General features: G+C 67.7%; 11 protein-coding genes. 7 read left to right on the forward strand and 4 right to left on the reverse strand.

Translation table 11 applies throughout. The features are described 5' to 3' along the window. The first annotated feature begins 182 nt into the window (after positions 1 to 182). Together rpoN and DAT35_RS49450 are read left to right on the forward strand one after the other, a co-directional pair. Entirely contained in the window at positions 183 to 1,697 is a 1,515-nt protein-coding gene (gene rpoN / locus DAT35_RS49445) for an RNA polymerase factor sigma-54 (protein WP_108076361.1), read from the forward strand. A 32-nt stretch (positions 1,698 to 1,729) separates the two neighbouring features. Beyond that, positions 1,730 to 2,359, forward strand: coding sequence for a GNAT family N-acetyltransferase (locus DAT35_RS49450; RefSeq protein WP_108076362.1), 630 nt, complete (start codon positions 1,730 to 1,732; stop codon positions 2,357 to 2,359). Positions 2,360 to 2,366: 7 nt separating this feature from the next. Here the strand turns inward: DAT35_RS49450 and DAT35_RS49455 are convergent, their stop codons facing one another. Next, positions 2,367 to 3,467 (reverse strand): glycosyltransferase, encoded by a 1,101-nt coding sequence (locus DAT35_RS49455; protein ID WP_108076363.1) that lies wholly within the window; start codon positions 3,465 to 3,467, stop codon positions 2,367 to 2,369. A 233-nt stretch (positions 3,468 to 3,700) separates the two neighbouring features. Here DAT35_RS49455 and DAT35_RS49460 point away from each other — a divergent pair, with 233 nt between their 5' ends. Further along, complete coding sequence (locus tag DAT35_RS49460) at positions 3,701 to 4,471, forward strand: hypothetical protein (RefSeq protein ID WP_158502201.1); 771 nt, start codon at positions 3,701 to 3,703, stop codon at positions 4,469 to 4,471. A gap of 106 nt (positions 4,472 to 4,577) precedes the next feature. Here DAT35_RS49460 and DAT35_RS49465 read toward each other — a convergent pair whose 3' ends face one another. The 3 genes from DAT35_RS49465 to DAT35_RS49475 form a co-directional block, all read right to left on the reverse strand. After that, a complete protein-coding gene (locus DAT35_RS49465; RefSeq protein WP_146210204.1) occupies positions 4,578 to 6,287 on the reverse strand; it encodes a hypothetical protein in 1,710 nt (569 codons plus the stop codon). A gap of 1,192 nt (positions 6,288 to 7,479) precedes the next feature. Continuing rightward, the gene (locus tag DAT35_RS49470; protein ID WP_108076366.1) at positions 7,480 to 8,112 is read right to left on the reverse strand and encodes a DUF5808 domain-containing protein; all 633 of its coding nucleotides are present in this window, start codon (positions 8,110 to 8,112) and stop codon (positions 7,480 to 7,482) included. A 58-nt stretch (positions 8,113 to 8,170) separates the two neighbouring features. Continuing rightward, positions 8,171 to 9,208 carry a M28 family metallopeptidase gene (locus DAT35_RS49475; protein ID WP_158502202.1) on the reverse strand — a complete coding sequence of 346 codons (1,038 nt, stop codon included), beginning with the start codon at positions 9,206 to 9,208 and terminating at the stop codon, positions 8,171 to 8,173. Positions 9,209 to 9,444: 236 nt separating this feature from the next. Here DAT35_RS49475 and DAT35_RS49480 point away from each other — a divergent pair, with 236 nt between their 5' ends. The 4 genes from DAT35_RS49480 (at position 9,445) to rpiA (ending at position 13,529) form a co-directional block, all read left to right on the forward strand. Continuing rightward, a complete protein-coding gene (locus DAT35_RS49480; RefSeq protein ID WP_233262176.1) occupies positions 9,445 to 11,079 on the forward strand; it encodes a M28 family metallopeptidase in 1,635 nt (544 codons plus the stop codon). A gap of 93 nt (positions 11,080 to 11,172) precedes the next feature. After that, positions 11,173 to 11,577 (forward strand): VOC family protein, encoded by a 405-nt coding sequence (locus tag DAT35_RS49485; protein WP_108076520.1) that lies wholly within the window; start codon positions 11,173 to 11,175, stop codon positions 11,575 to 11,577. 128 nt (positions 11,578 to 11,705) lie between these two features. Further along, positions 11,706 to 12,806, forward strand: coding sequence for a transaldolase (gene tal, locus DAT35_RS49490; protein ID WP_108076369.1), 1,101 nt, complete (start codon positions 11,706 to 11,708; stop codon positions 12,804 to 12,806). A gap of 15 nt (positions 12,807 to 12,821) precedes the next feature. Then, on the forward strand, positions 12,822 to 13,529 hold the full coding sequence (gene rpiA / locus DAT35_RS49495; protein WP_108076370.1) for a ribose-5-phosphate isomerase RpiA: 708 nt from the start codon (positions 12,822 to 12,824) through the stop codon (positions 13,527 to 13,529). The last annotated feature ends 16 nt before the right edge of the window (positions 13,530 to 13,545 follow it).

Consider the following 13,545-nt stretch of genomic DNA (forward strand, 5'->3'; position numbering starts at 1 on the left):
GAACGTCTTGCGAGCGGGCGAGACAGTGCAAGTACCTGGAATAAAAGAAGAATTTGACATGGTGCAAAGTGCGGGCCGGACTCTCGGACACTGGACGAAGTCAGGGGGCCTTGCTACTTTGGCACGGTCCTTGATGGCGGATCGCCGTCGAGTCGAGTGTTGAAACGGGCGGGAGACAGAGAATGGCGATGGAACTCAAGCAGAGCCTGAAGCTTTCGCAGCAGCTGGTGATGACGCCCCAGCTGCAGCAGGCCATCAAGCTGCTGCAACTCTCTCGGATGGAGCTGCTGGAGCAGGTCCGCGAGGAGATGGACCAGAACCCACTCCTGGAACAGCCCGACGAGACGCCCTACGGGGACGTGGCGGAGAAGGAGCCGGGGGAGGCGTCCCTGGAAGCCGCGAACACGGAAATCCCCGCGGGCGTGGAATCCCGGACTCCGGACGCGGCGCCCGAGTTCAAGGCGGATGGGGACGGCCCGCCGGAGATCGACTGGGAGGCCTACCTCAACAGCTACCAGTTCAACGAGCCGACGACTGCCTCCAACCGGGGCAACGTGGCGACCGAGGACCTGCCCTCCTTCGAGGCCAACCTGGTGGAGAAGGAGGACCTGGTCGATCACCTCCAGGAGCAGCTCGGGACGCTGCGGCTCAATGACGCCGAGCGGCGCATCGGCATGCTCATCCTCGGCAACCTGGACCATGACGGGTACCTGACGCTGGAGGAGGTGGAGGGAGATCCGCTCATCCGCCTGGCCAACGAGGCGGACGTGCCCATGTCGGTGGCGGAGCGGACGCTGCGGCGCATCCAGAATCTGGAGCCCAAGGGCTGCGCCGCGAGGGACTTGCAGGAGTGCCTGCTCATCCAGGTGGCGGCGTTGAAGGACAAGCACGCGCCGCTGCTGGGCCTCATCATCAAGCGGCACATGAAGTACCTGGAGAGCAAGAACCTTCCGGCCATCGCGAAGGACCTGAAGGTGACGCTCGAGGAGGTGGTGGAGGCCTCCAAGCTGCTGCCGAAGTTGGATCCGAAGCCGGGCCGCAACTTCAGCGGGGACGACGCGCAGTACATCACCCCGGACGTGTTCGTCTACAAGCTGGGCGACGACGAGTACACGGTGGTGCTCAACGACGACGGCCTGTCGAAGCTGAGGATTTCGGGCACGTACCGCAACGCGCTGAAGAATGGCGGGGTGGGGCCGGGGCAGACGAAGGAGTTCATCCAGGAGAAGCTGCGCAGCGCGCAGTGGCTCATCCGCTCCATCCACCAGCGCCAGCGCACCATCTACAAGGTCACCGAGAGCATCGTGAAGTTCCAGCGGGACTTCCTGGACAAGGGCATTGCGCACCTCAGGCCGCTCATCCTCCGGGACGTGGCCGAGGACATCGGCATGCACGAGTCCACGGTGTCGCGCGTGACGACGAACAAGTACGTGCACACGCCGCAGGGCATCTTCGAGCTGAAGTACTTCTTCAACTCGTCGATTGCTCGCGTGTCCGGTGAGGACACGGCCAGCGAGGCGGTGAAGCACCACATCAAGCAGCTCGTGTCGCAGGAAGATACGCGCAATCCGTACTCGGACCAGAAGATCGTCGAGTTGCTCAAGGCGCAAGGGACGGAGATCGCCCGGCGCACGGTGGCCAAGTACCGCGAGGTGCTGGGCATCCTCCCGAGCAGCAAGCGCAAGCGCTACTTCTGAGTGCCTGGCCTCCAGCCCTTTCTCGAGAGGCCATGAGCACCGAGACCGAGCCCATCCTCTACCGTGAGCTCACGCCGCTCGTCGTCCCTCCCGTGACCCTGGAGGGACAGGCGGTGCGCCTGGAGCCGCTGGCGATGAGCCATGCACCCGCGCTGGCGGCCGTGGCCGAGCCGGACATCTTCGAGTTCTTCAATGTGGTGCTGCGCACGCCGAAGGACGTGGAGACGTACATCTCCGATGCGCTGGAAGCGGCGGGACGCGGCGTGGAGTGCCCCTTCGTCATCATCGACAAGGAGACGGGCACGCCGGTGGGCAGCACGCGCTACCTGGACATCCAACGCAAGCACCGCACGCTGGAGATCGGCAGCACGTGGCTGGCGAAGCGGGTGTGGCGCTCGCGGGTGAACACCGAGTGCAAGTACCTGCTGCTGCGGCATGCCTTCGAGGAGCTGAAGGTGATGCGGGTGCAGCTCAAGACGGACCGGCGCAACACGCGCTCGCGGGCGGCCATCGAGCGCATTGGCGCGCGCTTCGAGGGCATCCTCCGTCACCACATGCTGGTGCGCGGAGGCGTGGTTCGCGACTCGGCCTACTACGGCCTTATCGACAGTGACTGGCCCGAGGCGAAGGCCCGGCTGGAGGCGATGCTGGCCGGGCGCTGAGCACGCTTCAGTCCCGCATCGCGCGCTCGAGAGCATCCTCCAACCGGCTCACCCCGATGGAAGGCAGATAGAGGCCTTCCGCTCTCTGCCGGCCCGCGCGTCCCAGGGCCTGCCTCGCACCGGAGTCGGTCACCCAGCGCGCGAGCACCTCGGCGACCGCGTCCGCCCGTGGTTGCACCCGCGCCCCACACGTCTCGTCGACGATCTCCCGCGCCCCGCCCATGTCCGTCGTCAGCACGGGCAGGCCCGCGTACATCGCCTCGACGAAGACGATGCCGAAGCCCTCGGGCACGACGTTGGGGTGGCAGAACACGTCCGCTCCCGTGAACAGCCGGGGGAGGTCGGGGCGCTGGCCGAGGAAGCGCACGCGCTCCGTCAGTCCGTATTCCGCCACCTGCGCCCGCAAGCGCTCCAGATAAGACTGCTCCTCCGGGCGCTGGACGCCACCCGCCAGCCAGCACTCCCAGGCCGCGTCACGTCCGAGCCTCGCGAGCGCCTCCACCAGGAGCGCGTGCCCCTTACCCGGCTCCATCCGGCTCACCTGGAGGATGACCGTTGTCCCCTCGGAGACACCCAGCTCCTGGCGGACGGCCTGACGCACTCCGGGTTCCTTCGGAATGCGGTCCTCGACCGGGCAGCCGGCGACGAGCGGCGTGAGCCGGGGCACCAGCGCGGACGCGGAGGCGGCCGTGAACGCGGAGTTGGCCAGCAGGGCCCGAGGTGGGAACCGGGCCATCAGCCTGTCCAGCGGGTTGCGCGGGTCCATCTGCCCGTGCACGAAGAGCGCCTGCCGTTGGCCGAGCAGCGCCGGGGCCGCGACGAGCTTCAGCCACGTGGAGTGGGTGAGCACCAGGTCCGGGCGCCACGTGGTCAGCAGCCGGTTCAGCCGGAGCTGGGGGCCGATGAGCGTCCACGGCCGCCCCAGCCGTGCCGGGCCGAGCACCTCCACGTCGGCTCCCGCCTCCCGCAGCTCCGAGGCCAGACGGCCCTCGAAGAACAGCGCGAAGCGGTGCTTCAGCCGCCGGGGCGCGCGCGCCAGCGTGACGAGGAATGTCTCCACGCCTCCGTACAGGTTTCCCGCTGCCAGATGGAGCACACGCCCGGCCACATCGCCTCCTCGCTGTCTCGTCCTCGCGCATCCCCGAGGGCACCGGGGCGACGCGGCTCATCCGCTTCCCGATGTTCGCCTCGTGCGCAAGACGCATCAAGGTCCGAAGGGCGCGCTCTCTCGAGGGAGCGGGCGCGGCATGGGATGGACGCGCTCGCCCGGCTGCCAGGCGGGAGGCAGGGGAGTGCATCGCGAAACAGGCCCTTCCCGAGCGTGGTGGTAGGGTGCGCCCGATGGCTTCCGCTTCGTCTCTCCGATTCGTCATGGGCGCGCTCGCCGCGCTGGGGCTCCTCGCTGGTTGTGGCCGCACCGTGGCCCAGCCCGTCACCCTCGCGGACCTGAAGGGCCGCACCCTCCAATTCACCCTCACGGACGTGGACTCCCTGGAACGGGACTCGTCCGTCGGCGCGTACCGCTTCACCCTCAAGTTCTCCGCCGACGCCTGTGCCCGGCTGGCCGACGGCGTCACCGCCACCTTCAATGGCCAGCCCATGAAGCTGGATCCCGGCGGCGTCCCGGACACGGGTGTTGGCGGGCGCGAGGTGTGCGAGCCCCCGAGCGCCACCTTCGACTTCGATCCCTCGCAGTGGAACAACGAGCCCACCGAGGACATCCGCATCATCCTCCAGGATGACACCCACTCGGTGCTGCTCGTCCTCCAGGATGCCAAGGCCAAGCGGCGCTTCCTGCGCAGCGGCGGCACCCCGGGCTCGCTGCGGCGCGGACAGACCCAGACGTACGTGTGGCTGCCCGAGACCGACACCCTCTCGGCGCCCGCGCAGGTGACCCTCATCCACAAGAACAGCGGCGCCGTAGCTGGCCTCTCCGTGGAGCAGGAGGGCAACGCTGCGAACTTCCTCGTCCCGAGCGGCACAGTCGAGGGTCAGTACATCCTTCGCTTGAGTGGCACCGCCGCCGCGCAGGTGCTCACCTGCGACGGCGTGGCTGGCTGCCAGGGAGGCCTCTTCCACTCCGAGGACGTCGAGGTCTCCGTCACGCCCTGAGGTCGCCCGCCGTCCTGGCTCACGCCGCGGTGACGGGGTGGCTCGACGCCGGGCGTCGCTGACCACCTCCGTCACCGCTTCGGTGCGTGTGCCGTCCAGCTCCGTGCTACGGCGCCGAGAGCCCGCCGATGATGGTCGTCAGGGAGCTCCGCAGCTCGGTCCCGTTGTTCGCACGATAGAACCCACCCTGGCCCGCCTTCGCTATGCTCTGGAGCATGGGGCTGTGAGTTCCGTAGCCAACGACGAACGTCCGCACGGACTCGCTGCCCTCGATGTCGCCGCGCAGGTCCATGTGTGACAGGAAGAAGGCCACGTCATCCATGAAGTTCTTGTTGCCCACGCCCAGACCGTGCGGCCAGTTGTAGTCGGTGTAGTCGCAGTCCGCCTGGGTGTACGTCCCGCTGGCCGGGGGATACTTCACGGCCTCGTTGCAATAGTTGATGCCGCCCACGTCTGGGTTGTGCTCGGGGTCGGTCGGGTTGAACCGGACCAGCGAGCCATCCGGGTGCCTGGCGCCCTGGGCCTTGAGCAGCTCCATCATCCGGGTGATGGGCACCGAGTTGTCCTCGTAACGGGGCGTTCCTCCAGTCACCACGACGACGGCGGTGCTCTGGTTGTCGAAGCAGATGGACTTGTCATCGCTCTCGGAGGGCTCCCAGGGCTGGCCCGGCAGGTAGATTCCGCGCTCCTCATCGACATAGGGAGCCTTGAGCCACTCGTCGGGAGCGGCGGCCCAGGTCGCACCGGGTTGGCCCGTGTAGGGATTGTCATACGTGCCACCGTCGCAGCACCCCGGCCAGCCCCAGCTCGGATTGATGGGCTGCGCGAACCAGCTCCCCCACCGGTTGTCCTGTGTCTGCGAGGAGAAGTAGCCGCCCAGGCCGAACAATGCCTCACCGATATGGCGATCCTGGTTGCGGAACTGGATCTGGTTGACGGCCTGCTTCAGGCCGGCACGGTCGAGCGCCGACTCATTGATGGCAGGGGTGGAGTCGGTGCAGCTCGGGCTCATCCCCTTGAGGAGCTCCGGCGGATCAAACCATCCCTGGTCCCTTCCGAGCGTGGCCACCCCCATGCGCACGTTGGACGCCTGCGCGATGGCGTCCTTGGTGGCCTTGCGTGCCACCACGAACTTGGGAGGACGCACGTTGAGAACGCGGCCGCTGATGACCCACTTGCGGAACGCCTCGGGCGGAAGCGGCGGATCGCCGGGATTCTGTGTCGGGCCGTTGAGACCGGGCTCGGTCAGCGCGGAGACCACCGGACCGCGCCACCAGCCCTTGGTCTGCAGACACGCCATGCACTCATTCATCATGGGCGAGTCGAAGTACGCGCCCTTCCAGTTGGTGACGGTATAGCAAGCCGTCAGCACGTCGCCGTGGGAGTTCAACGCATTGAAGAAGCTGGAGAGTGAGTACGGGTATTCCTCCGTCTGCCAGGCCAGACGCCGTCCCCTCGAATGATAGAATTTATCCGGCTCGAAGAATTTCGAACCCAGAGTGGGATCGTCATCGACGCTGATGGAGCCATTCTTCGCCGGATCCGAGCTGTCCTTGTCGAACCAGCTCATCGCGGCGACCAGCGCCGGATCCGAGCAGCCCGTGTTGATGTTGTATCCGGCAGGCCCGTCCCCTCCGAGATCTCCGGGCGCGGCATCCTCGGGGGTGGGGTAGTAGCCGGGCGTGAAGGCCTCGGGGAGATACTCGGAGTACTCCTGCATGGAGGCGTTGTTGTCCACCAGGAACATGACGTTGGCGGGAGGCCCCCCTTCCGCCCGGCCGGCGGCGGGGAGCAGCCCCGAGATGCCAGCAGCCATGATTCCCACCGTCAATCCCAGCCGTTGTCTGGGCAATCGCCTCGAAGAACCTCTACCTGTACCGGAATCACTGTGCATGGCGTGGCCTCCTGCATGTCAAACCGCAACGACATGAGCTCGAACGGCTTTTGATGCCTTTTCATTGATACATCAATGAACGTTCAAATCCAATGCTCTCGTTGGGGATGGATGTTCTTTCCATGGATGACGCGGTGCGCGTGGAAAGGCATTACCAGTGGGTGAGAATTTGAAATCCCGAGGACATGCTGGGACGTGTGTCCATGGGCAGATATGTCGCATTTCCGCGCGGTGTCTCGCTGTGAGTCAAAGACATCCAATAAAAGGAACGACGAGGCGAGTACGCAAAACCCGGTAGGCGACGGCAACCTCCATCTGCTTGCTCGCACGACACGCTGGCGTCAGCGCACCTGCTAACCGTCGCGACGACATTGGGGGGGCAGATGAGGCTCGCCAGTTCGCCAACCCTGAACCACACGAAGTGCGCGAGAACCACAAAACCGAGGCAGGCTCATCCCGGAGCAGTGCGATGGGGATGGACATGTCCACCGTGGGCATTTCGACTGCGGGCGCCTCTGCTCAGGGTCCTCGTCAGAAGGTCATGCGGCCATACCGCGATTTCTCATGCTCGACGGCATGTGCCAGGAAGCGCGTACGCGTCGCGGCGCCGGGCAGCAGGCCGCCCAGCGCTCCGCCCTCATCTTCTGCTTTCCGGAACCCGGCTCCCGTAAGTCTTACCGACCCGCGGGCCCGGGTCTCTCCTCGCGGCTCGGTAAGCTCTTGAAATCACACGTGTTTGCCTGTGCGTCGCCGCTGGCACGCGGGATGCTCTATCGCCTTCGCGTGAAGGCAGCGGGGCAGGACGGGTGAGGCGGTCGGGAGTGGCGGGTCGGGGTGGGGCGGGCTGGGGAAGTACGTCGGGTCGGTCGGGGTCGGATGGGGCTGGGGCAGGACGAAGGGTCGGGTGTTTTTCGGGGCGGGTCGGTCGGGGGTGGGGCAGGACGAAGGGTTGGGGTGGGTGGCGGGTCGGTCGGGTTGCGCAGTGACGAAAGGGTGGGGGTTGTTGGGGTGGCAGTGGGGAAGCGGGTTGGGGAGGAGTCGCATGGGGGCGGCTCCTCCCCGTTGTTTTTTTCCGGGTCACCACGCCGCGCGCTCGAGCCGGCTTCCCCGTGCTTCATCTCGCGGCGGCGAAGGCGATGATGAGCGCCACGAGCACCGGCAGGAGCAAGAGCGCCAGCAGGAGCCATGCGGAGCGGTGGGCGAAGTTGAGGGTCCAGCCGACTCCGCTGAGCTTCGGGACGAGGAGCCGAGGGTCCTCGGGGTTGCGGTAGAGCAACGGGCCGTATCCCTTGGGCAGGGACTCCCCCTTCGCGGTCATCTCGCGCACCGCGGAGGCAAGTCCGAGCCCTCCCGCCACCAGCGCCAGCACGATGGAACCGAGAATCATTCCCAGGATGAGCCGCGGCGAGGGCGGTGTGGACGAGGGCAGAAGCACCGTGACGGCGGCGATGGATGCCACCACCGCGATGGACACCCATCGCACGAAGTTTCCATAGGCGCGCGCCAGCCGGGGCATCCGCCGGGCCCGTGTGATGCGCTCGGTGAGCTCGGCGATGAGCTCGAGGAAGACGGCGAGGGCCGCCGCGAACAGGAGTGGTCCGAAGACCCCACCGAAGGTCTTCGATGCATAGCCGTTCGGTACGCCCCCGGGCCCCCAGTGAATCACCCACCGCTCGGGCAGCGAGTCCCACCGGCTGGCGAGCCACGCGGCGGCACCCGCGAGAATGGCAAATGGGATGAAGCGCATGAGGGTCTCATTCCTATCGGGAACGTCTCAGGATGGAGTCCAGCCCGCCCACGCGGCGTCAGGCCAGCCCGCTCTCGAGCTGCGCCACGAGCATCTGCAGGGCGGAGCGCTCCGCGTCGGCCAGGCGCCCCTTTCCGTCGCACCGCCGCAGGAGCCCCTCCGCCGTCTGGCGGGCCGCGGCGGCCAGGGGTGACAGAGGCTCGAGCGACTGGGTGAGCGCGATGACGGAGCGCAACGTCGACGCGTCATCGCGCACGCCCGAGAGGAAACGGACGCTCGGCTCTGGCCGCGCACACGCCTCGCGGACGAGCCGCTCCAGCCACCGCGCCGTGGCCTGGATCTTCGGGTAGTCGAGCTTGTCCGGCGTGTCCTCGGGCGTGTGGTAGTGGCGCCAGCGCCCGTTGGTGAGGAAGAGGAATGGCACCTCGCGGCGCCAGAAGCCCCAGTAGTCCGAGAGCGGAGGGATGGTCTCGGCATCGAACCGGCGGATGATGAGTCCCGGTTCGCTTCGGGCCAGCCGGTCCACCAGCACGCCCGTTCCCTCGCTCCGCTCCGCCCCGAGTGCGAACACGGATCGGCGCACGTCGTCCGGTGCCTCGTCGGGTCCCACCGCGTGGCCGACCAGGTCCATGCACACCATCAGATCGATCGTGTCGAGCGGAACGGTGGGGTGGCGGGCGAAGTATTCCGAACCCATGGCTTCCGTCTGGAAGTGAGGCATCTCCTCGCTATCGAACGCGGCGAAGAGGACGCCACGCCCCTTGGGCGGACGGCTCCGCAGCGCCTGGGCCACGTCCAGGAGGATGGCCACGGCCGCCGCGTTGTCGTCCGCGCCGTGGAAGATGTGTTTGCCCGATTGGCCCACGTGGTCGTAGTGGGCCGCGACGAGCACCCACCGGTCCTGGTCGCCCCGGAGCGGCGCGAGCACGTTGGCTCCGGAGCAGCCGGGGACGGGTTGCTCCACGGGCTCGAGTCCGGCTTCGCGGAACGCCTCCAAGACGAGGGCGCGGGCCGCCCGTCCCCCCGCGCTTCCGGGCTCGCGGCCGGCACACTGTTCTGAACAGAGACTCTCGATGAATGCCCTGAGTGTCTTCATGCGGGCGGATCCTATGCCATCCGAAGCAGCGCCAGGGTGAGCCCGCCAAAGCATCGTGGGGAAAGAGGCACCTCCGGACGCATTTTCCCGCGACTGGTCCGATGGTCGGACCAGTCCGCGCGGTGTGTGGCCGGAGGCTGGCGAACTCCGGAAATGATCCGCGTCGGCGGGTGTTGGGGGCCCCGCTGTTTCCGTCCTCCGTGTCCGGGCTTCTCCGGGCCGAAAGCGAGTCCCTCGTGCTTCGTTCTCCTCGTGCCTCTCTCCTTGCCGCGCTCGCCCTCTTGTCCGCGCCCGCCGCCCGCGCCGATGTACCCACCTTGGATGGAAGGAGCTGGTGGAAGCACGTGGAGTTCCTCGCCAGCGATGAGCTGCAGGGCCGCGAGACGGGCAGTGAGGGCTACCGCAAGGCCGCGGCCTATGTCGCCGAGCAGCTCGCGGCCGCGGGTGTGAAGCCGGGTGCTGGCGAGGGCTACCTTCAAGAGATGGCCCTGGTGTCGCGCCGGCTGGTGGAGGAACGCTCGCGTCTGGCGCTGGTTCGAGGCGGCAAGCAGACGCCGCTCGTCCTGGGTGAGGACGCCATCATCTCCAGCCGCATGGGCGAGCCGGGTGCTGTCGACGCGCCGATGGTGTTCGTGGGCTACGGCCTCTCCATCCCCGACGCGGGATACGACGACCTCGCGGGGGTGGACCTGAAGGGGAAGGTCGCCGTCATCCTCCAGGGCGGCCCCGAGAAGATCTCCGGCGCCCTGCGCGCCCACCATGGCTCCTCGAGCGAACGGGCGAAGGCCCTGCGAAAGGCGGGGGCGGTGGGCGTCATCCTGGTGCAGTCGCCCAAGCTCGTGGAGGTGCCCTGGGAGCGCTCGGCGAAGGCGCGCAAGATGCCCTCGATGATGTTCGCCGACCCGTCCCTCAATGATGACCAGGGATTGAAGGTGAGCGCTGTCATCAACATGGCGCGCGCCCAGAAGCTGTTCGCGGGCGCTCCACACACCTACGAGGAGGTGGTCGCCCTGTCGAACGCGGACAAGCCCCTGCCCAGGTTCGAGCTGCCCTCGCGCCTGAAGGCCGAGCTCGCCTTCGAGACCTCGCCGGTGAAGGCATCCAACGTGGTGGGCGTGCTGCCCGGGAGCGATCCCAAGCTCGCGGGCGAGTACGTGGTTCTCTCCGCGCACCTGGACCACGTGGGCGTGGGCGAGCCCATCAATGGAGACGGCATCTACAACGGCGCCATGGACAATGCCTCGGGCGTGGCGGCGTTGCTCGAGGTGGCGAAGGTCCTCCAGGCCTCGGAGACGAAGCCCCGGCGCTCGGTGCTCTTCGCCCTGGTGGCGGGCGAGGAGAAGGGACTGCTGGGGTCGAAGTATTTCGCGGCCCGCCCCACGGTGCCGGCGGAGGGCCTGGTGGCGGATCTCAACCTGGACATGTTCCTGCCGCTCATGCCCTTCACCCACGTGATGTCCCAGGGGCTCGACGAGTCCACCCTCGGTGCTTCACTGAGGCAGGTGGCCGCCGGCCACGGGGTGATGGTGCAGGCGGACCCCCAGCCCAACCGCATGGGCTTCGTGCGCAGCGACCAGTACTCCTTCATCCGCGAGGGCGTGCCGGCACTGGCCTTCAAGTTCGGCTTCGAGCCGGGCTCGAAGGAGGAGCTGCTCCAGAAGCAGTGGTATCGCGAGCGCTACCACGCCCCGGCGGATGATCTGTCGCAGCCGGTGGACAAGGAGGGCGCGGCGAAGTTCGTGCGGATGCTCGCGGAGCTCGCCCGCACCGTGGCGGACGCGCCCGAGCGCCCGCGCTGGAACGAGAGCAGCTTCTTCCGCCGGTTCGCCAAGACGGCGGAGAAGGGAGGCGAGCCGGGTGTCCGGCCGTAACAGGTGGCGATCTTCCCGTAGAAGTTCGTGGTCAGGTTCTTGTACGTGTCCAGCGCGGTCCACGGCTTCAAGAATCCATTCGAGGAGGGAAGCATGGAGCTACACGTAGGCAGGTTGTTCGATCACGTCCACCTGCGCGTCCAGGATGTGGAGGCGAGCAAGCGCTTCTACCGGAGCGTCCTGGCGGTCTTCGGGATTCCCCTGGGCGGCGAGGGCGCCGATTGGTTCTGGGCCGACGAGCTCTACATCAGCCACGGTGACGCTCCCACCCAGCGGGTGCACCTCGCCTTCCAGGCGCCCGATCGCGAGACGGTGCACCGCTTCCACGCCGCGGCGCTGGCGGCGGGAGGCCGCGACAACGGTGGTCCTGGCGAGCGGCACTACCATCCCGGCTACTACGCGGCGTTCGTCCTGGACCCGGATGGAAACAACATCGAGGCCGTACACCATGGCCCCGCGAAGCGCTCGGCCGCGTCGGTCGTCATCACCACCCCATAGCGGCGCGTGTGATGGGCGGCACCCCGGACGATGTGCCGGGGGCCCGGCTGGCCGCCATGACTCGCGGGATTCCCACGGTCAGCGGTTGCATGCATGCACCCCCGTCGCGGGGTGCACACCTTCATGGCATGAATGCGACCCAGGCACTGCACGAGGTCGGCCAGAGCATCTGGCTGGATGCCATCGCCCGCGAGATGCTCGATTCAGGTCGGCTGAAGCACTACGTCACCGACCTGTTCGTCACCGGGCTCACGTCCAACCCCACCATCTTCGACCATGCCACCCGTCACGGGCACGACTATGACGCCTCCATCGCCCGGGCGGCCGAGAGAGGCCTGAGTGCCGAGCAGATCTTCTTCCGCCTGGCGCTGGAGGACCTCACGCTAGCGGCGGCGCTCTTCCAGCCCGCCCACCAGCGCACCGGGGGCCAGGACGGCTGGGTGTCCCTGGAGGTCTCCCCGCTGCTGGCCTTCAAGGAGGCGGCGCTGTCGGTCGAGCAGGCCATCACCCTGCACGCCCAGGCCGCTCTGCCCAACCTCTTCATCAAGATTCCCGGCACGCCCACGGGCCTGCGCGCCATCGAGGAGTCCATCTTCGCCGGGGTGCCCATCAACGTGACGCTGCTCTTCTCCATGGAGCAGTACCTGGCGTCGGCGGATGCGTACATGAAAGGCATCGAGCGGCGGCTGGAGGCGGGCCGTTCGCCGGAGGTGCAGTCGGTGGCCTCGATCTTCATCAGCCGGTGGGACAAGGCGGTGGAGGGGCAGGTCCCCGATTCGTTGCGCAACCGGCTGGGCATCGCGGTGGGCGAGCGCAGCTACCGGGCCTACTGCGAGCTGCGCGAGAGCGCGCGCGTCCGCCGGTTGGTATCCGAGGGAGCGCCCGTGCAGAAGCTGCTGTTCGCGAGCACCGGTACCAAGGACCCCAACGCGTCGGACACCCTGTACGTGGAGGCGCTCATCGCGCCGGACACCATCGACACCATGCCGGAGAAGACCCTGCTGGCGTTCGCGGAGCACGGGAAGGTGGGGCCGTTGCTCACGCCCGAGGAGTGGGAGTGCGACGAGGTGCTGGAGGAGTTCGAGACCGCGGGCGTGGACGTGGACGGACTGGCCACGCAGCTCCAGCGCGAGGGCGCGGACGCCTTCGTGAAGTCCTGGGTCTCGCTGCTGGCCCACATCGCCGAGAAGAGTGATGAGTTGAGGGTGGGACATCCAGACCTGAGATGAGTAGGGTCGGCTGCCATGTCCGCACCCGACGAGAGTGACGTCGTCCGCTTCAAGCGGCTGGCCGCCGAGCGCGCGGTGGAATCCATCCAGCCGGGCATGGTGGTGGGGCTTGGCACGGGCAGCACCGCGGCCTTCGTGGTGCGCCGGCTGGCCGTCCTGCGCCGCGAGGGGACGCTGACGGACGTGGTGGGCGTGCCCACGTCCGTGGAGACGGAGGCGCTGGCGCGCTCGTTGGATGTGCCTCTCACCACCTTGGAGGAGCACCCGGTGTTGGACCTCACCATCGACGGAGCGGACGAGGTGGACCCGCGGCTGCGCCTCATCAAGGGCGGGGGAGGGGCGATGCTGCGCGAGAAGATCGTCGCCCAGGCGAGCCGGCGGGTGCTCATCGTGGTGGACGCGGGGAAGCTGTCGCCCCAGCTTGGGACTCGCGCGCCGGTGCCGGTGGAGGTGCTGCCCTTCGGCTGGCGCTCGCAGGCCCTCTTCCTGGAAGGACTGGGCGCGCGCATTACCCGGCGGGAGGGCCCCGATGGAGCGCCCTACCGGACCAACCAGGGCAACTTCGTCCTCGACTGCGCCTTCGGTCCCATCGAGCGTCCGGAGGAGCTGGCCGCGCGGCTGGAGGCGAGGGCCGGCATCCTGGAGCATGGCCTGTTCATCGGTCTGACCTCCGAGCTGGTGGTGGCCGGCCCGGGAGGTGTGGAGCACCGCCGTCCCGGGTGAGCGAGCAGCCAGCACG

It is taken from the genome of Vitiosangium sp. GDMCC 1.1324, assembly GCF_003044305.1.
Lineage (GTDB): Bacteria > Myxococcota > Myxococcia > Myxococcales > Myxococcaceae > Archangium.

What these genes read in the sequence shown, in the direction of transcription:
- rpiA (WP_108076370.1), top strand. Translation starts at nt 12,822, where the DNA reads ATGTCCGCACCCGACGAGAGTGACGTCGTCCGCTTCAAGCGGCTGGCC.
- DAT35_RS49460 (WP_158502201.1), top strand. Translation starts at nt 3,701, where the DNA reads ATGGCTTCCGCTTCGTCTCTCCGATTCGTCATGGGCGCGCTCGCCGCG.
- tal (WP_108076369.1), top strand. Translation starts at nt 11,706, where the DNA reads ATGAATGCGACCCAGGCACTGCACGAGGTCGGCCAGAGCATCTGGCTG.
- DAT35_RS49485 (WP_108076520.1), top strand. Translation starts at nt 11,173, where the DNA reads ATGGAGCTACACGTAGGCAGGTTGTTCGATCACGTCCACCTGCGCGTC.
- DAT35_RS49475 (WP_158502202.1), bottom strand. Translation starts at nt 9,208, where the DNA reads ATGAAGACACTCAGGGCATTCATCGAGAGTCTCTGTTCAGAACAGTGT.
- DAT35_RS49470 (WP_108076366.1), bottom strand. Translation starts at nt 8,112, where the DNA reads ATGCGCTTCATCCCATTTGCCATTCTCGCGGGTGCCGCCGCGTGGCTC.
- DAT35_RS49465 (WP_146210204.1), bottom strand. Translation starts at nt 6,287, where the DNA reads ATGGCTGCTGGCATCTCGGGGCTGCTCCCCGCCGCCGGCCGGGCGGAA.
- DAT35_RS49450 (WP_108076362.1), top strand. Translation starts at nt 1,730, where the DNA reads ATGAGCACCGAGACCGAGCCCATCCTCTACCGTGAGCTCACGCCGCTC.
- rpoN (WP_108076361.1), top strand. Translation starts at nt 183, where the DNA reads ATGGCGATGGAACTCAAGCAGAGCCTGAAGCTTTCGCAGCAGCTGGTG.